General features: G+C 64.3%; 16 protein-coding genes. 6 read left to right on the top strand and 10 right to left on the bottom strand.

Translation table 11 applies throughout. The features are described 5' to 3' along the window. Nucleotides 1-29: 29 nt before the first annotated feature. From L0U84_RS02035 to L0U84_RS02015, 5 genes are all read right to left on the bottom strand, one after another. On the bottom strand, nucleotides 30-779 hold the full coding sequence (locus tag L0U84_RS02035) for an IclR family transcriptional regulator (protein WP_233847090.1): 750 nt from the start codon (nucleotides 777-779) through the stop codon (nucleotides 30-32). A 100-nt stretch (nucleotides 780-879) separates the two neighbouring features. Further along, nucleotides 880-1632 carry an amino acid ABC transporter ATP-binding protein gene (locus L0U84_RS02030; protein ID WP_326491151.1) on the bottom strand — a complete coding sequence of 251 codons (753 nt, stop codon included), beginning with the start codon at nucleotides 1630-1632 and terminating at the stop codon, nucleotides 880-882. Continuing rightward, nucleotides 1629-2273 (bottom strand): amino acid ABC transporter permease, encoded by a 645-nt coding sequence (locus L0U84_RS02025; RefSeq protein ID WP_233847088.1) that lies wholly within the window; start codon nucleotides 2271-2273, stop codon nucleotides 1629-1631. The genes L0U84_RS02030 and L0U84_RS02025 overlap by 4 nt, the downstream gene beginning before the upstream one ends. 21 nt (nucleotides 2274-2294) lie before the next feature. Then, nucleotides 2295-3011, bottom strand: a complete 717-nt coding sequence (locus tag L0U84_RS02020) for an amino acid ABC transporter permease (RefSeq protein WP_233847086.1) — start codon at nucleotides 3009-3011, stop codon at nucleotides 2295-2297. Nucleotides 3012-3062: 51 nt separating this feature from the next. Then, nucleotides 3063-3899, bottom strand: coding sequence for an ABC transporter substrate-binding protein (locus L0U84_RS02015; RefSeq protein ID WP_233847084.1), 837 nt, complete (start codon nucleotides 3897-3899; stop codon nucleotides 3063-3065). Between the two features lie 351 nt (nucleotides 3900-4250). Here L0U84_RS02015 and gloA point away from each other — a divergent pair, with 351 nt between their 5' ends. Continuing rightward, nucleotides 4251-4646 (top strand): lactoylglutathione lyase, encoded by a 396-nt coding sequence (gene gloA, locus L0U84_RS02010; protein ID WP_233847083.1) that lies wholly within the window; start codon nucleotides 4251-4253, stop codon nucleotides 4644-4646. A 237-nt stretch (nucleotides 4647-4883) separates the two neighbouring features. Then, nucleotides 4884-5834, top strand: coding sequence for a DMT family transporter (locus L0U84_RS02005; RefSeq protein ID WP_233847081.1), 951 nt, complete (start codon nucleotides 4884-4886; stop codon nucleotides 5832-5834). A 41-nt stretch (nucleotides 5835-5875) separates the two neighbouring features. On the opposite strand, the gene rsmA is transcribed toward L0U84_RS02005, so the two are convergent. From rsmA to L0U84_RS01985, 4 genes are all read right to left on the bottom strand, one after another. Next, a complete protein-coding gene (gene rsmA, locus L0U84_RS02000; RefSeq protein WP_233847065.1) occupies nucleotides 5876-6718 on the bottom strand; it encodes a 16S rRNA (adenine(1518)-N(6)/adenine(1519)-N(6))-dimethyltransferase RsmA in 843 nt (280 codons plus the stop codon). Between the two features lie 108 nt (nucleotides 6719-6826). Further along, nucleotides 6827-7837 carry a 4-hydroxythreonine-4-phosphate dehydrogenase PdxA gene (pdxA, locus tag L0U84_RS01995; RefSeq protein WP_233847063.1) on the bottom strand — a complete coding sequence of 337 codons (1011 nt, stop codon included), beginning with the start codon at nucleotides 7835-7837 and terminating at the stop codon, nucleotides 6827-6829. Between the two features lie 13 nt (nucleotides 7838-7850). Beyond that, nucleotides 7851-9215 (bottom strand): peptidylprolyl isomerase, encoded by a 1365-nt coding sequence (locus tag L0U84_RS01990; RefSeq protein WP_233847054.1) that lies wholly within the window; start codon nucleotides 9213-9215, stop codon nucleotides 7851-7853. A gap of 65 nt (nucleotides 9216-9280) precedes the next feature. Then, nucleotides 9281-11653 carry an LPS-assembly protein LptD gene (locus L0U84_RS01985; RefSeq protein WP_233847052.1) on the bottom strand — a complete coding sequence of 791 codons (2373 nt, stop codon included), beginning with the start codon at nucleotides 11651-11653 and terminating at the stop codon, nucleotides 9281-9283. Nucleotides 11654-11877: 224 nt separating this feature from the next. Here L0U84_RS01985 and L0U84_RS01980 point away from each other — a divergent pair, with 224 nt between their 5' ends. Next, a complete protein-coding gene (locus tag L0U84_RS01980; RefSeq protein WP_233847050.1) occupies nucleotides 11878-12945 on the top strand; it encodes an aminoglycoside phosphotransferase family protein in 1068 nt (355 codons plus the stop codon). 3 nt (nucleotides 12946-12948) lie between these two features. Beyond that, nucleotides 12949-13662: an N-acetylmuramate alpha-1-phosphate uridylyltransferase MurU gene (gene murU / locus L0U84_RS01975; protein ID WP_233847048.1), complete on the top strand. Its 714-nt coding sequence runs from the start codon at nucleotides 12949-12951 to the stop codon at nucleotides 13660-13662. 96 nt (nucleotides 13663-13758) lie between these two features. Here the strand turns inward: murU and L0U84_RS01970 are convergent, their stop codons facing one another. Beyond that, entirely contained in the window at nucleotides 13759-15657 is a 1899-nt protein-coding gene (locus L0U84_RS01970) for an ABCB family ABC transporter ATP-binding protein/permease (RefSeq protein ID WP_233847041.1), read from the bottom strand. Nucleotides 15658-15928: 271 nt separating this feature from the next. Between L0U84_RS01970 and L0U84_RS01965 the strand changes: the two genes are divergently transcribed. After that, on the top strand, nucleotides 15929-16324 hold the full coding sequence (locus L0U84_RS01965) for an acyl-CoA thioesterase (RefSeq protein ID WP_062123956.1): 396 nt from the start codon (nucleotides 15929-15931) through the stop codon (nucleotides 16322-16324). Between the two features lie 122 nt (nucleotides 16325-16446). Further along, on the top strand, nucleotides 16447-17058 hold the full coding sequence (locus L0U84_RS01960; RefSeq protein WP_233847039.1) for a glutathione S-transferase family protein: 612 nt from the start codon (nucleotides 16447-16449) through the stop codon (nucleotides 17056-17058). Nucleotides 17059-17107 lie beyond the last annotated feature (49 nt).

The raw sequence follows: 17107 nt of genomic DNA, 5'->3' as shown, positions 1-17107 counted from the left end.
CCGCCCTGCCGCGCATCGCACGCACGACGCTATCTCTGCGAGAGCGCCTTCGCGGACTGCAAAACATCGTCGAGCATCGCGCCGCGTCTGTCCGGGCTCGTGTCGCGGCCGGTCATGAAACACAGCGCTGCGATCGGCAGGCCCGCGCGATCGCGAATCGGCGCCGCCATGCAAAGCCTGAACGCATTCGAAAGTCCTTCCGTGCAGCAGTAGCCCTGTTCCTTGGCGACCTGCACGTCCTTCAGGAATTCGTCGAATCCGATACTCACCCCGTTGTCGAGGATGAAATCTTCGGCCGGAATGAGCGCGCGAATCTCGTCGGCGTTCAGGTGACCTAGCAGCAGACGGCCGGTGGCGGTCCACGGAATCGGCACTCTCACGCCGATATCCGAACTGATGTTGAATGGCCGGGCACTGTGCTCGGACAACACGACCGCGTACTTGTTGCCTTCCAGCATGCACAGTTGCGTGGTCTCGTCGTACTTCCTCACCAATGCCAGAATGGATTGATGCGCGCGGCTGATCAGATCGTTGTGCGTTGCATAGTCGGACCCGTAGTAGTGCATCTCGCGCCCGAAGAACACGCTTCCATCCGCGGCCGTCTCGAGCCAGCCCACCTCCGCGAGAATCGCCACCAGCTCGTAAATGCTCGAGCGCGGCGCGCCGGTTGCCTCGATCAACTCGCGCATCGTCAGCGGGCGTTGGGCGATATGCAATTGCCGGAAGATCGCGATGACGCGATCCACGCCTCTTGCCCGTGACGATTCTGTAACAGCCATGCATTCACCCCGTAAAGCGTTCATCCGACCGGTTGTCTTTCAAGCGACGTGAGTGTATCGCGCAGCAGACCTGCGAAAGCGACTTTCAGGCCGCACTGCGTCAATGGTCGAGAACTCGATGCAGAAACTGCCGGGTGCGGTCGTTCGCGGGATTGACGAAGATCTGTTCCGGCTCGCCCTGCTCGGCGATGACGCCCTTGTCCATGAACACGACGCGATCGGCGGTCTTGCGGGCAAAGCCCATTTCATGCGTGACGACGACCATCGTCATGCCGTCGCGCGCAAGTCCGCGCATCACCTCGGTGACTTCGCCGACCAGCTCCGGGTCCAGTGCGGACGTCGCCTCGTCGAAGAACATGATGCCGGGCTCGACCGCGAGCGCTCGCGCAATCGCCACGCGCTGCTGCTGACCGCCCGACAGCTGGCTCGGATAGTGTTCCGCGCGGTCCGCGAGCCCGACGCGGTCGAGCACGTCCATGGCGCGCTTGCGCGCGTCCGCCGGACTCATGCGGCGCGCCTTGATGAGCGCGAGCGTGACATTGCCGAGTGCGGTCTTGTGAGGAAACAGATTGAACTGCTGGAAGACCATGCCGACGTGGCCGCGAATCTCGCGTGCGCGACGCGGATCATGCAACGGCACCTCGTTGACCCAGACCTCGCCGGAATCGGTCGTCTCCAGTCCCGCCATGATTCGCAGCACGGTGCTCTTGCCCGAGCCGGACGCGCCGATGAGCACCAGAACTTCACCCGGGCGGACCTCGAGATTGATTTCGTTCAACACGCGGGTCGAACCGAATGCTTTACTGACGCCCGTCAGTGAAATGATGGGTTTGGGTTGGCTTTGGTTACTCACGACAATCTCCTGCGGTCATGGTGGCGTACCCATTGCGAGAGCGGGAAGCACACGGCGAAGTAAATGAGTGCGACGAGTCCGTAGATCTCCACGGGCTTTCCGACCCGGTCGACGATGGCCTGGCCACCGTGCATCAGCTCGGACATGCCGATCATGCTGACGATCGACGTGTCCTTGATGAGCGACAGATACTGGCCGATGAGAGGCGGCAGCACGATCTTTCCGGTCTGTGGCAGCACGACGAACGAGAACGCCTGAGCCCGCGTGAGGCCGAGAATCTGCGAGACCTCCCATTGCCCCTTCGGTACCGACTCGATCCCTGAGCGGAAAATCTCGGCGATGTAGGCGCCCTGGTACACGCTCAAGCCAATCACGCCCGCGGCGAACACATCGATCGCATAACCGAAGTACGACACGCCGAAATAGATGAACATCAGCGTGATCAGCACGGGCGTGCCGCGAAACAGCTCCGTATACAGCCTGGCAATGCGGGGCGTGCCCCACGGTCCAAACGAGCGCAACACCGCGGCGAAAAGGCCGATCAGCGTGCTGCCCACGATGGCCGCAACGGATAGCAACAGCGTCGTCACCAGACCCTGCAGCAGGATCGAGAGACTGGTTTGCAGTAATTCGACTGACATGATCCAACTCCAATCCGGGAATCAGGCCCGCTTCGTTCGGCGCATGAAACCTCTCCCGAAACCGTTGCGCGCCGGCATGACGAGGGGAGGATGAAAGAGTCGCGCGCCGAGCTGGCCCGCGAGCCAGGACAGTACGTTGCTGAGCACGAGATACGCGACCAGCGTCACGCTGAATGTTTGAAGGTAGAGCAGCGTGCGCGAGTTGATCACGGTCGCCGTACCGGTCAACTCCGGCAACGCAATCGCGGACAGCAGCGAGGTGCCGAGCAGCAACTGGATCAGGTAGTTGACGATGGCCGGATAGACCGCGCGCGTGGCCTGCGGCAGCACGACCTCGGCGAAGATCTGCGCGCGCTCGAGCCCGAGAATGCCGGCGGCCTCGAGTTGACCGCGCGGCACCGACTGGATGCCGGCGCGGAACACTTCCGAGAGGTAAGCACCCACGTTCAGGCCGAGTGCGATGACGCCCGCCCAGTATGCGTCGAGCGAAATACCCGCCGACGGCAGCCCGAAGAAGACGATGAAGATCTGCAGCAGAACCGGCGTATTGCGGATGATTTCAACGTAGCCACGGGCAATCCACCGAATCGGCGCGAGCGCAGACGCACTGGCAACCGCGGTCAGCAGACCGAGCACGACCGCCAACACGAATGCCAGCACGGTCACCTGCAAGGTCAGCCAGCTCGCGCTCAAAAACTCGGGCACGTAGCCCCACAAGGTCAGCCACTCGTAACTCATCGCGTACTCCCCACCGTTCGGGTGTCATCAGATATCGGCATCTCCCGCTCCTCAGAACTGCGGATTGAGCGGGTAGCGCGGATCGGTGCCGAACCACTTGTTGTAGAGCTGCGCGTTGAGCTTCGACGCATTGATGTTGAAGAGGAACAGATTCAGGTAATTGAGCCATTCCTGATCGCCGGCCTTGACGCCGAACGCGTTGTATTCGAGCGGGACCAGCGCTTCGTTCGTGACCGCGAGCTCAGGATCGAGCTTGGCCTGATAGGCGAGGAAGTTGTTGTCCTCGATCATCGCGTCGGCCTGCCCCTGCTTGACGGCGAGAATGGCGGCCTGCGAGCTGTCGTATTCCTGAATCTTGATCGGGATATTCAGCGAGCGGACTTCGTCGCCATTGGTCGAGCCCTTGACAGTCGCAATCGTGCGGCCGCCCATGTCCTTGATCGACTGAATGCCGCTGTTTTTTCTGACCAGCAGCGCTTCGCTGGCAACCACGTAGGGAGTCGTGAATTCGATCACCTTCGCGCGCTCCAGATTGCGCGTGAAGTTGCAGAACACGACGTCCACCTTGCTGGTCTGCAGATTCGGAATCCGGTTCGCGCTCGTCGTATTCACGACCTCGAGCTTCACGCCCATCTGCTTCGCGAGTTCCTTTGCGAGGTCCACGTCATAGCCATCCGGCTGGCCGTCCTTGTTGTAGAACCCGAATGGCGCGAACGTCAGGCAGTCGCCGACGCGCAGCGTGCCTCGCTGCAATACGCCCTGAAGCGTCGAAGGGGATGCCGCGGCACCCTGCCCCGGCGTGGCAACCTTGGTGCAGCCCGTGATGGCGATCAATCCAGCAACAGCGAACAGAAAGGCGGCTTTGGCGCCTCGTTGGGCAAGTTTCATGGGCAGGGTCCTAAGCGGAGAGGAGGATTCCGGAGCGGACGAATCGGCTTCAGCACCTTTCGGCACGCTCGAAATTCGCCGGGTCACGCATCGCTTGTCCGGTATATCAGACTGTTATCTGACAAACCGGATTGATACTGAGTTTTGGACACTAATATCAATCGGGCAACTGGACACAACACCTATTGCCGCGTCTTTTTTGTTCGAATATGCGAAATTGAAGGTCTCGATGACGCGCAGCGGGTTAGCTGCGCCGCGACTGGCCCGCGCGGCCTCGCTCAAGGTATGGGGCAATCATTTACAATTGCCTCAAGTCAGTGCATTTATCGACAAACCATCAAAGGATTACTCATGCGAATCTTGCATACCATGCTTCGAGTCGGTGATCTCGACGCATCGATCCGCTTCTACACCGAAGTGCTCGGCATGCGCCTGCTTCGAAAGAGCGACTTCCCGGACGGCAAGTTCACCCTCGCATTCGTCGGTTACGAGGACGAATCCGAAGGCGCGGCGATCGAACTGACTCACAACTGGGACACGAGCAAGTACGACCTCGGCAACGGCTACGGCCACATCGCCCTCGAGGTCGACGACGCCTATGCGGCATGCGAAGAAGTGAAAAAGCGCGGCGGTGTCGTGACTCGCGAGGCGGGACCCATGAAACACGGCACGACTGTCATCGCCTTCGTTGCCGATCCGGACGGGTACAAGATCGAGCTGATTCAGAAGAAGGGACGCGTCGACTGACAAGTCCGGGGCTGGGCGCCACAACGATGAAATAGTGCCCAGCCTCACCTTGCATGCAGGGATTTGACGCCGGACGACTCCCCAAGTCGTCAATCCGGCAAAGGACTCGCGGCCTCGCACAGGCTCGCGTAGAAGACAGGGCTTCGGCTGGCGCAGGCAGGTTTGCTATCGTATGGCCTTTGCCGCGCACCGGGCCGACCGGCTCACGCGCCCTCTCCACGTCGCCCCACATCGCTCATGAGCACGACCACCGCCCTGCACGCGCGCCGCGCCCCCGATAGCTTCGCGATCCTGTTGATGATCGGCCTGTGCGCAATCTGGGGACTGCAGCAGGTCGCGATCAAGACCACCAATGCGACGGTGCCGCCGGTCTTTCAGGCGGGGCTGCGCTCGACGATCGCGGCGGTGCTCGTATGGGCATGGGCGCGCTCGCGCGGCACGCCGCTCTTTCGCGACGACGGTACGCTCGGCGCGGGACTGCTCGCCGGCGTGCTGTTCGCGGCCGAGTTCGTCTGCATCTTTTTCGGCCTGACGCTGACGAGCGCATCGCGCATGGCGGTGTTTCTGTACACGGCGCCGTGTTTCACGGCGCTCGGCCTGCACTGGTTCGTCGATGGCGAACGCATGCGGCGCATCCAATGGCTCGGCATCGGCGTCGCGTTTGCGGGGATGGCGCTCGCGTTCGCGGATGGCTTCCTGCACACGGGCGTCGTCGCGGCTGCCGGCGCCGCCCACGGCTCGACGCTCGCGGGCGCTGCCGGCGATGCGCTCGGCGTGCTCGCCGGCATCGCATGGGCCGCCACCACGGTGGTCGTGCGCGGGTCGCGGCTCGCGCAGACGAGCGCGAGCAAGACGCTGTTCTATCAGCTGACGGTGTCGGCGGTGGTGCTGCTCGCGCTGGCGCTCGGGCTCGGCGAGGTGCGCGTGGAAAGCGTGACGCCGCTGGCGCTCGCGAGCCTCGCCTATCAGGCCGTGATCGTCGCGTTCGTCAGCTATCTGTTGTGGTTCTGGCTGTTGACGCGTTACGTCGCGTCGCGGCTGTCAGTGTTTTCGTTTCTGACGCCGCTATTCGGTGTCACCTTCGGCGTGCTGCTGCTCGGCGAATCGTTCAGCGCGCGCTTTCTGATCGCCGCGCTGCTGGTGCTGACCGGCATCGCGCTCGTCAACGCCCCGGCGAAAAAACGATAAGCGGCTCGTCGGCGGCACCCGGCCGCAGTCGAGCGTCGAGATTATTCCGGCGCGGCGGCCGAGCGTGCCGCGACCGCCTGCGCCACGCTCACGTATTCGGCGACCGGCACGTCCTCCGCGCGGCGTTGCAAATCGAAGCCGAGCGCGTCGAAATCGACGGTATCGCGAAACGCCGACAGCGTATTGCGCAGCATCTTGCGACGCTGCGAAAACGCCGCCGTCACCACCTCGCCGAGCACCTTCTCGTCGACCACCGGCAGTTCGTGCAGCTCGTACGGGATCATCCGCACGATCGCCGAATCGACCTTCGGCGGCGGCTGGAATGACTCGGGCGGCACGTCGAGCTGCTTGTCGATCACGTAGCGGTATTGCAGCATCACCGACAGGCGACTGAACGCCTTCGTGCCCGGTTCCGCGACCATCCGCTCGACCACCTCGTTCTGCAGCATGAAGTGCTGATCGATCACCCGATGCGCGAACGTCGCCAGATGAAACAGCAGCGGGCTCGAAATGTTGTACGGCAGATTACCGACGATGCGCAGCGACGCCTTCTCGCCAGGTGCCGCGAGCGAGCCGAAGTCGAACTCGAGGGCGTCGCCCGCGTGCAGTTCGAGCAGGTCGCCGAACTTAGTCTTCAGACGGCCGATCAGGTCGCGGTCGAGTTCGACCGCGTGCAGCGGCACCTCGGGCGTCGCGAGCCGCTCGATCAGCGGTTCGGTCAGCGCGCCGAGGCCCGGACCGATCTCGACCATGCGCTCGCCACGCTGCGGCCGGATCACGTCGACGATCGAATCGATCACGCCCATGTCGACCAGAAAGTTCTGACCGAAACGCTTGCGCGCGAGATGGCCCTGGTGCCGGCCTTGCTGTCTGCTGGTGGACATCGGAGAAACGCTAGAAAGAAAACTACTTGAGAATGAAAGACGTCACGGCGGAAATACGACGCCACACGGCGCGTCACGCGCACCGCACCCGCTCACATCGCCCGCGCTTCAGCCCACGCGACGATGTTGCGCCATCGACACCGCCGTGTCGATCGCGGCCATCAGGCTGCCCGCGTCGGCGCGGCCGGTACCGGCCAGATCGAGCGCGGTGCCGTGATCGACCGACGTGCGGATGATCGGCAGGCCGAGCGTGACGTTGATCCCTTCGCCGAACGTCGCGAATTTCAGCACCGGTAAGCCCTGGTCGTGGAACATCGCGAGCACGCAGTCGGCTTCGTCGAGATAACGCGGCTGGAACAGCGTGTCGGCCGGATACGGACCGCGCGCGTCGATGCCCTCGCCGTTCACCAGCTGCAACGCCGGCGTGATCACGTCGATTTCCTCGTGGCCCAGATAGCCGTTTTCGCCCGCGTGCGGATTGAGCCCCGTCACGAGGATGCGCGGCGCGGGCAAACCGAAGTGATGGCGCAGGTCGTGATCGACGATGCGCAGCGTCGCGACGAGGCTTTCGATCGTCAAGGCCGCCGACACGTCCTTCAACGGCAGATGCGTGGTCGCAAGCGCCACGCGCAGCGGCCGCTTGCCGGTGCCCGCGAGCATCATCACGACCCGCGGGGTATGGGTGCGCTCGGCCAGATATTCGGTGTGGCCGGTGAACGGCACACCGGCGTCGTTGATCGTGCTTTTTTGCAGCGGCGCGGTGACGATCGCGTCGAACCTGCCGGCCACCGCGCCGTCGATCGCCGCATCGAGCAGATCGAGCACATAACGGCCGTTCGCGGCGTCGAGCTTGCCTGCCCGCACGGGTGCGCCAAGCGAGTGATGCTCGAGCCGCACGCGCGGGCCCTGCGCGAGCAACGCGGCCCAATCGACGCCGACCGCGCGGGCCCGCTCAGCCAGCAGCTGCGCATCGCCGAGCACGCTGAACTGCGCGTGAGGCCAGTGCGCCGCGGCGCCAGCCAGCGCCTGCGCGGTCAGCTCGGGACCGACGCCGGCGGGCTCGCCGGTCGTGATCGCGATCTGCAGCGGGCGGTGGGTGGACTGGGCAGCGCTCGTCATGGCATGGGCTCCGTTATTGCACGCTCGCCGTGGTCGGCTTCACGTCGACGTACGCGGTGTCGCGCAGCTCACGCAGCCAGTCGGCGTAAGCCTGTTCCGCCTTGCGCTGGCCGATGGCCTGACGCGCGAGATCCATCTGCTGAGCAATCGAGCCTTCCGCGTCGCGGCGGCCGAGCACCTGAATCAGGTGGTAGCCGTATTCGCTGCGCACCGGGTCGCTGATCTGGCCGTCCTGCAGCGAGTTCATTGCGCGCTCGAACTCGGGCACCGTCTCGCCCGGGCTGATCCAGCCGAGGTCGCCGCCTTGCGACGACGAGCCGTCCTGCGAGTAGGTCCGCGCGAACTTCGCGAAGTCGCCGCCCGCGGCGATCTGGCTGCGGATGTCGAGCAGCTTCTGGCGTGCCTGCGGTTCGGACAGGCCGTCGCCGACGCGCAGCAGAATGTGACGCACGTGCGTCTGCACGAGCTTCGGTGCGTCCGCGCTGGTGCCCTGGCCGGCGCGGCGCTCGACCAGAAGCACGATTTCGAAGCCGTCGTTGGTGCGGATCAGATCCGGACTGACTTCACCCGGACGCAGTGTCGACGCGGCCTTCACGATCTCGGGCGGCAGCTTCGACGGTGGGAGGAAGCCGAGATCGCCGCCGTTCTTCGACGCGTCCGGCGCCTGCGAATTGGCTTTCGCGAGCTTTTCGAAATTCGCGCCGCCCTTCGCTTCGGCAAGCAGCCCCTCGGCCTTCTTCTGCGCCGCCTCGATGTCGGTCTCCGGCGCGTTCAGCGGCGCCTTCACGAAAATGTGCTGGATGTGCAGATCGTTCGTCTGGCCGACGCCCGGCCCGCGCTGGCTGGCGATGTAGTTCGCGACCTCGGCGTCCGTCACCGTGATCTTGCTGTCCACTTCCTTCTCGCGCAGACGCGACAGCGTCAACTCCGTGCGCGCGTCGTTCATGAAGGTGGACCAGGGCACGCCTTGCGCCTCGATACGCGCGCGATACATTTCGAGCGACATGTTGTTCGCCTGCGCGAGACGTTCGAGCGTGCGCTGCACGGCTGTGTCGTCGATGGTGATGCCGTCTTCCTTGGCCTTCTGCAGCTGGATGCGTTCGAGCACCATCTGCGTGAGCACCTGCTGGCGCAACTGGTCCATCGGCGGCACCGGGGCGTTCTGCTGGTTCAGGCGGTGCGCGATCAGGCCGGCCCGCTGGTCGAGTTCGCGCTGCGTGATGACACCGTTGTTGACCACCGCGGCGATGGTGTCGACCGTCTGGCCGTTATTGCCGCCCAATGCCTGCGCCTGTACCGACGCGACTGGAACGAAGGACGCCGCGGCGACGAGACCCGCCGCGAGTATTGCCAAGCGAAGCTGTTTCATGATTGCCACAGATACTCCAATGATGTCGGGCGCTTCGCCCGTCTTTTCGCAAGCCATGAATGACCGGGCGACCGTCATTCGTAGTTGGTGAACCGCGACTCCGGCGGCGGCGGCGGCGGCAACGGCGTATAGCCGGCCACACTGGTGCGGAAGGCGGCCATCAGTCCGTTGTCGACGCTCGACAGACCCTTGAACGTCAACTGCGCCAGAAAACGCGTGCTCGACTGAGTCTGTCCCGACGTGTTCAGGCCGTTCGCATAGCGCTGGATGCCGGCGCCGAGCGTCCAGCAGTCCGCGTCGTATTGCAGGCCGACCAGGCCGTCGACGATGCGGTGGCCATTCAGGTCGTAATTGAACCGGCCGACACCGAACATCCGGTGCGACAGCGGCCATTGGCCCGAAATCAGCACCTGATTGATCGGCTGGTTGTCGAGCGTGGTGTTGGCGCGCGTATAGCGGTACGCGACGTTGATGACCTTGCCGCTCTCCGGACTGAACCCGAAGCCGACACTCGTCTTCGTGAGCTGGTTATTGTCCGCATTATATTGGAACGCGGTTTCCGAGGCGAAACCGGCGCCCAGCTTGATCGACGCCCCCGCGATCAGGTCCGAGTGCGTGGCCTGCGCGCTCGTTTGCGTGGGCTGCAGCGTGACCCGCTGATCCTGGAAAAAGTACTGCTGCGCGATCACGAAGCGCGCGCGTTCATCGCCGGTGGCCGGGTTGATGAAGCGCGTGGTGAGACCCGCGGTTATGCGGTTCGCGTCGGCGATCCGGTCGTTGCCGACGAACGTGTTCGGCGTGTAGATTTCCGCGAGCCCGAAGTCGGATTCCGCGGTATCGAACAGCGGCGCGTTGTTCTGGTTGCGGTACGGCGTGTACACGTAGTACAGCCTCGGCTCCAGCGTCTGGATGTAATCCTCGCCGAACACGCGCACCGAGCGCTCGAATATCAGCCCCGTGTCGAACGTGAAGGTCGGGATCGACTCGGTGAAATTCTTCTGCGGGTTCGGCACGCCGTTCAGGTCGGTGCCGATGTTGTTCAGGTTGTACGACGCGAAGTGCCACTGCACCTTCGGCGTGACGAAGTAGCCCGGCCCCACCACCGAATACGACAGGTACGGGTTGAACAGCACCCGCTGGCCTTCGGTCAGGTCCGCGGTGGTGATGCGGAAGTCCGTATAGTCGGCTTCGGCGCCGAAGTCGAAGCCGCCGATGTTGTACTTCGCGTACTTCACGTTCAACTGCGGCTCGCGGCCGTAAGGCGCGACCGACGGCTGCAGCGTCTGCCAGTGCTGCTCGCGCGCGAGCACGGACCACGGTCCGTTGTTGTAGGTCAACCCGGCTTCCTGTTGGTACAGGAGCTGGGTGCCGTTCATGAACTGGTTGACCGACGACGACAGGTCTTCCGGGTACGTGTTGTCCGACACCCGGTTGTAATAAATGTAGCCGCCGAAGCCGTCGCCGAAGTTCTGGTTGTGCTGCAGATAAATCGCGTAGCGATTCGTATGCGTCAGATGATCGTCCGGCAAGAATTCGCCGGTGATCGAACCGGAATACGTCGGCGACAGATAGCGGAACGTGCTCTGCAGCTGCACACCGCGCTTCGAGATCAGACGCGGCGTGAACGTCAGATCGCGATTCGGCGCGATGTTGAAGTAATACGGCACCGACAGCTCGAGACCGTTCGTCGAGCTCAGCGAGAACGTGGGCGGCAACAGGCCGCTGCGCCGGTCGCCCGACAGCGGGAACGACAGCCAAGGCGACGCGAACACCGGCACGCCCTGGAAGAACAGCACGCTGTTGTAGGCGACGCCCTCGTCGGCGCCGGTGTCGAAATCGAACTCGCTACCTTTGATGTACCAGGCCGGATTGTCCGTGCATGCGCACGCGGTGTAGGTGCCCTTCGTGAACACCGAGCGCTCGGCGTCGAGCAGGTCGACGCGCTGCGCGCTGCCCGAGCCGCCCGTCAGCGTGAAGTGGTACTTCGGCGCGGTCATGAAGCCTTCGGTCGAATCGACGCGCAGGTGCGCTTCGGGTCCGATGAAGGTATTGCCGGTATTGATCACGTGGACATTGCCGTACGCATCGGCCATGTCCGTGTCCTGGTCGTAGTGCAGCGCATCGGCCTTGATCACGGCCGTGTTGTGGCGCACTTCCGCCGAGCCCTTGGCGGCGAGATCCTGGTCGATCGTGCCGCTCGCGTGGTCGCCGAGCACGAAGGTGGCCGGCCGCTGGCCCGTTTGCAACGGGTGGTCTTCGAGCTGCGGAGCGAGCTGCATGCCCCACGGCGGGTAGACCGACTGCGGTTGCGCAGCTTCCCCCACCAACTGGGCGTGCGCAAGCGCGGGCATCAGGCCCGGAACGGCGATCAACGCCGCGACGAGCCGCCTTTTGCGCGGCACTACAGCACAGGAAGGAGTGGTATCGGAAAGCTGTCTGGGCGGCATGTATCGTTTGGCGAGTCGACCCGTGTGCAAGCTTTCGTCGTCACGATCCACCGCCTGCACACCGCGACCGAGAGAGTCGGCTGCACGTCTGGATTCCCAATTTGCCGAGTGATAAGGCGGGCGGTAAAACGGAGCACGCGAAAGCTGGCGTGTGAGTCGCGTCAAAAAAGTCGTGGGGTATTATATGGCAAGACGTTGCCCCCAAGAATTTGCCGCCGCTTTTCATGACGCTGCCTTCCACCCAAGATTTCACCGACACCCGTCTCTCCCTGCTCAAAGCCTGGCTGCAAGGCCACGCGGCGCGTCACGCGCTCGAGCCCGACACCCTCGTTGCGGCCTCGTCGGACGCCAGTTTCCGCCGTTATTTCCGGCTCGCCGGTAAGGCGCCGCAAGGCGACGGCACGGCCACGCTGATCGCCGTCGACGCGCCGCCGCCCGAAAAATGCCGCGAATTCGCGCAGATCGCGCAATTGCTCGCAGCCGCCGGCGTGCACGTGCCGCGCGTGCTCGAAGTCGACTTCGACGCGGGCTTCATGCTCGTCACCGATCTCGGCACCGCGTCGTACCTCGGCGCGCTGACCGACGCGCAGGCCGCGGGCGACACCCGCGCGGCTCGCACGCTGATGCGCGACGCGCTCGACGCGCTGATCCGCTGGCAGCTCACCTCGCGCGAAGACGTGCTGCCGCCGTTCGACGAAGCCTTCCTGCATCGCGAAATGGAACTGATGCCCGAGTGGTTCATCGGCCGGCATCTGGGCCGCGAGGTCGATGCCGCTACGCGCACCCTGCTCGATCGCACGTTCGCGCTGCTGATCGCGAGCGCGCGAGCGCAACCGCAAAGCTTCATGCTGCGCGATTTCATGCCGCGCAATCTGATGATCGCCGAGCCAAACCCCGGCGTGCTCGACTTCCAGGACGCGGTGTACGGCCCGATCACGTACGACGTGGTGTCGCTGCTGCGCGACGCGTTCCTCAGCTGGGACGAGGAGTTCGAGCTCGACTGCTTCGTGTACTACTGGGAGCGCGCGAAAAAGGCCGGCCTGCCGGTCGATGCCGATTTCGGCGAGTTCTACCGCCAGCTCGAATGGATGGGGCTGCAGCGGCACATCAAGGTGCTCGGCCTGTTCTGCCGCATCAACTACCGCGACGGCAAGGCGCACTACATGAACGACCTGCCGCGCTTCATCGGCTATGCACGCAAGGTGGCCGAGCGTTACGCGCCGCTGCGCGCATTCGCGAAACTGCTCGACGACCTCGAAGGTCGCGCGCAGGAAATCGGCTACACCTTCTGACCGATGACGATGTCCGTGAAGAAAGCGATGATTTTCGCCGCGGGCCGCGGCGAGCGCATGCGTCCGTTGACCGACGTATGCCCGAAGCCCTTGCTCGAAGTGGGCGGCAAGCCGCTGATCGTGTGGCAGATCGAACGGCTCGCGCGGGCCGGCATCCGTAGCATCGTGATCAATCATGCGTGGCTCGGCGCGCAGCTCGAAGCCGCGCTCGGCGACGGTTCGCGCTGGCAGGTCGAGCTGCGCTACTCGCCCGAGCACGAGGCGCTGGAGACCGCGGGCGGGATCGCGCAGGCGCTGCCGCTACTGACCGACGACGGCGCGGATCACGTGTTCGTCGCGGTGGCCGGCGACGTGTACACCGATTACGACTATGCCGCGCTGCACGCGCACGCCGGCGCGCTGCAGGCGCTGCCCGAGCCCGGCATGCATCTGGTGATGGTGCCGAACCCGCCGTTTCACCCGAACGGCGACTTTGGCCTCGTCGACGGCGTGCTGTCGCTCGACACGCAGCCGCGCCTCACGTTCGGCAGTTTCGGGCTGTACGACACGAGGATGTTCCGCGATCTGCCGCAGGGCACGCGGCGCGCGTTGAGCCCGTACTACCGCGAGACGATCGCGCGCGGGCTCGCGAGCGGCGAGGTGTATGAAGGCTTGTGGGAGAACGTCGGCACGCGGGCGCAGCTCGAAGCGCTCGATCGGCTGTTGCGGGCGCGCTGAGTCGATCGCGCGTGGCGGCGGGGCTGAAACGGCTGGCGCCGGCTTACGCCGTGCGCACGTTCATCCGTCGGCTGGCCCGCTTTTTCGCCCAGCCCGCTACTTCGCCGAGCTCTCGCCAGCGCCGACTGCTTCCGCCCTTTCCACCGCATCCGTGGTCTGCGCGGCGCGCTGCTGCAACTCCCACATCTGCGCGAACAGGCCGTTCGCGCGCAACAGCTCCGCGTGCGTGCCGCGTTCGACGATACGCCCCTTGTCCATTACGATGATCTGCTGTGCGTGCACGACCGTCGATAGCCGGTGCGCGATGATCAGCGTCGTGCGTTCGCGCGCGATCTGATCGAGCTCGTGCTGGATCGCGCGCTCGGAGCGGGAATCGAGCGCGGACGTTGCTTCGTCGAACAGCAGGATCGGCGGATTCTTCAGGATGGTCCGCGCGATCGCGACGCGCTGCTTTTCGCCGCCGGAGAGCTTGAGCCCGCGCTCGCCGACCGGCGTGTCGTAGCCCTTCGGCAGACTCTCGATGAACTCGTGGATATGCGCGGCGCGCGCCGCCACGATCACTTCGTCGCGCGTCGCCGACGGGCGCCCGTACGCGATGTTGTAGTAGATCGAGTCGTTGAACAGCACCGTGTCCTGCGGCACGATGCCGATCGACGCGCGCAGCGAGTCCTGCGTGACGTCGCGAATATCCTGCCCGTCGATGCGGATCGCCCCGCCCGTCGCGCGGTCGAGATCGTAGAAGCGGAACAGCAGCCGCGCGAGCGTCGACTTGCCCGAGCCGCTGTGGCCGACCACCGCCGTCGTGGTGCCGGCCGCGATCGTGAAGCTCACGCCGTGCAGAATCTGGCGTGAAGCCTCGTAAGCGAAGCTCACGTCGTCGAAGCGCACCTGTGCGCCGCTGACCTGCAAGGTCGTCGCATTCGGCGCGTCTGGCACTTCCTGCGGCGCGCCGAGCAGCGAGAACATGCGGTCCATGTCGGTCAGGCTCTGCTTCAGTTCGCGATAGACCACCCCGAGAAAATTCAGCGGGATATACAGCTGCAGCATGAACGTGTTGATCAGCACCAGGTCGCCGAGCGTCAGGCGCCCGGCCATCACGCCCTGGGTCGCGCGCCACAGGATGAACACGAGCCCCGTGCCGATGATCGCCTGCTGCCCGAAGTTCAGCGCCGACAGCGAGCGCTGCGACTTGATCGCCGCCGCGCGATAGCGCTTCAGGTTCTCGTCGTAACGGCTCGCTTCCCACTCCTCGTTGCCGAAGTACTTGACGGTCTCGTAGTTGAGCAGCGAGTCGATCGCGCGCGAATTCGCCTTCGAATCGAGCTCGTTCATCGTGCGGCGAAAGTGCGTGCGCCACTCGGTGACCTTCACCGTGAACGCGATGTACACCGCGAGCGCGATGAACGTGACGATCGCGTAATAGGCCTCGTACTTGACGACGAAAAAGCCCAGCACGAGACCGACTTCGACGAGTGTCGGCAGGATGCTGTACAGCGAATAGGAAATCAGCTGCGTGATGCCGCGCGTGCCGCGTTCGATATCGCGCGACATGCCGCCCGTTTGCCGCTCCAGATGGAAGCGCAGCGACAGCCCGTGCAGATGGCGGAACACCTTCAGGGCGAGCTGGCGCACCGCGCTTTCGGTCACCTTCGAGAACAGGATCTCGCGCAGCTCGGTGAAGAACGACGTGGACAGCCGCACCACCGCATACGCGACCACCAGCAAGCCGACGCCGCCGAGCAGCACGATCCCGGGCGCGTCCTGCGCGCGGCCGAGCGCGGTCAGATGCTGGACCGACGCGAGACTGTCGACGATGCGCTTCATCACGATCGGCACGCCGAGGTTCGCGACCTTCGCGCCGATCAGGCAGCTGAGCGCGAAGCCGACGCGCCATTTGTAGGTGGCAAGGTACGGCAGCAGCGACAGGATCGTCTGCCAGTCGTTGCGGGGTGCGGTGGAAATCGGCGAAGGTTCGGACGAAGGGGCGCGGCGCATAAATCGTGGGGAGAGTATGGAACTGCCGGAGTTCGCAGCGGCGCGCGGCTCGCGCGCTTCGCTGGGCGCTTTCCCGTACAATTCCTGATCTTTGTATTGTCGCAGAAGCCGGCTGGCGGCGCTTTGCATGGGCTTTGCAGACCGCCGCCCGCGTGACGCGTTCGCGGCACCATCGCGGTGCCTTTATGGCCCGCGCCCGCGCTCGAGCCGGACCAGCCAATACGTCAATGTGCGCCAACGCGCGCGAACACGTTTCCCCAAGGATGTCCCGATGACCGATCTTCTTCAACTGCCGTCCAAGCCTTGCGCGCTGCGCGTGATGCCGCAGCCCTCGGACGCGAACATTCACGGCGACGTGTTCGGCGGCTGGATCATGGCGCAGGTCGACATCGCCGGCTCGATTCCGGCAAGCCGTCGCGCGAATGGGCGGGTCGCGACGATCGCGGTCAATTCGTTCCTGTTCAAGCAGCCGGTGTTCGTCGGCGATCTGCTGAGCTTTTACGCGGATATCGTCAAGACCGGCAATACGTCGGTGACGGTGTCGGTCGAGGTCTACGCGCAGCGGATGAGCCTCGCGCAGGAAGTCGTCAAGGTCACGGAAGCGATCCTCACCTACGTCGCCACCGACAGCGACCGTCGTCCGCGCGCGCTGCCCGTGCTGGACTGAGCCTGCGAGGATGCTTAAGCTAGCGATTCCACGCGCCACGCGCCGCGCCGCCAGCTAGCCGTTTCAGCCGATCAGCGCGCGAGGCCGATGCGCCCGATAGTCGTTCTTCTAATGGAAACGAGATGAAACTGATCGGAATGCTCGACTCGCCCTACGTACGGCGCGTCGCCATCTGCATGAAACTGCTCGCGCTCGAGTTCGAACACGAGTCGATTTCGGTATTCCGCACCTACGACCAGTTCGCGAAGATCAATCCGGTCGTCAAGGCACCGACGCTCGTCGCCGATAACGGCGCGGTTCTGATGGACTCGACGGTGATCCTGCAGTATCTGGCGACGCTCGCCGGTCCCACCCCGCTGTTCCCGACGCAAGCCGAAGCGGCGTTGCGCGCCGCGCGTCTGACGGGTCTCGCGCTCGCTGCGTGCGAAAAGAGCGTGCAGATCGTCTACGAGCGCAATCTGCGGCCTCAGGAAAAGCAGCATGAACCGTGGGTCGAGCGCGTGCGTACGCAACTGCTCGCCGCCTATGCCGAACTCGAACGCGAGTTGGGCGAAGGGCCGTTGCCCGATACGCAGCAGCAGTTCAGCGCCGCGGACGTGGCCGTCGCCGTCGCGTGGCAGTTCACGCACATGATGCTGCCGGAGATGATCAGCAAGGCCGATCATCGGCGGCTCGAAAAGTTTTCCGCGTTCGCGGAAAGCCTGCCGGTATTCAAGGACACGCCGGCGCAGTGAGCGGCGTTTTCTACGATCCTTGACACGAAACAGGGCGCCGCGCGGCGCC

Source organism: Paraburkholderia sp. HD33-4 (assembly GCF_021390635.1).
In the GTDB taxonomy this organism is placed as follows: Bacteria; Pseudomonadota; Gammaproteobacteria; order Burkholderiales; family Burkholderiaceae; genus Paraburkholderia.
This window is presented reverse-complemented; position numbering and strand designations above follow the sequence as displayed.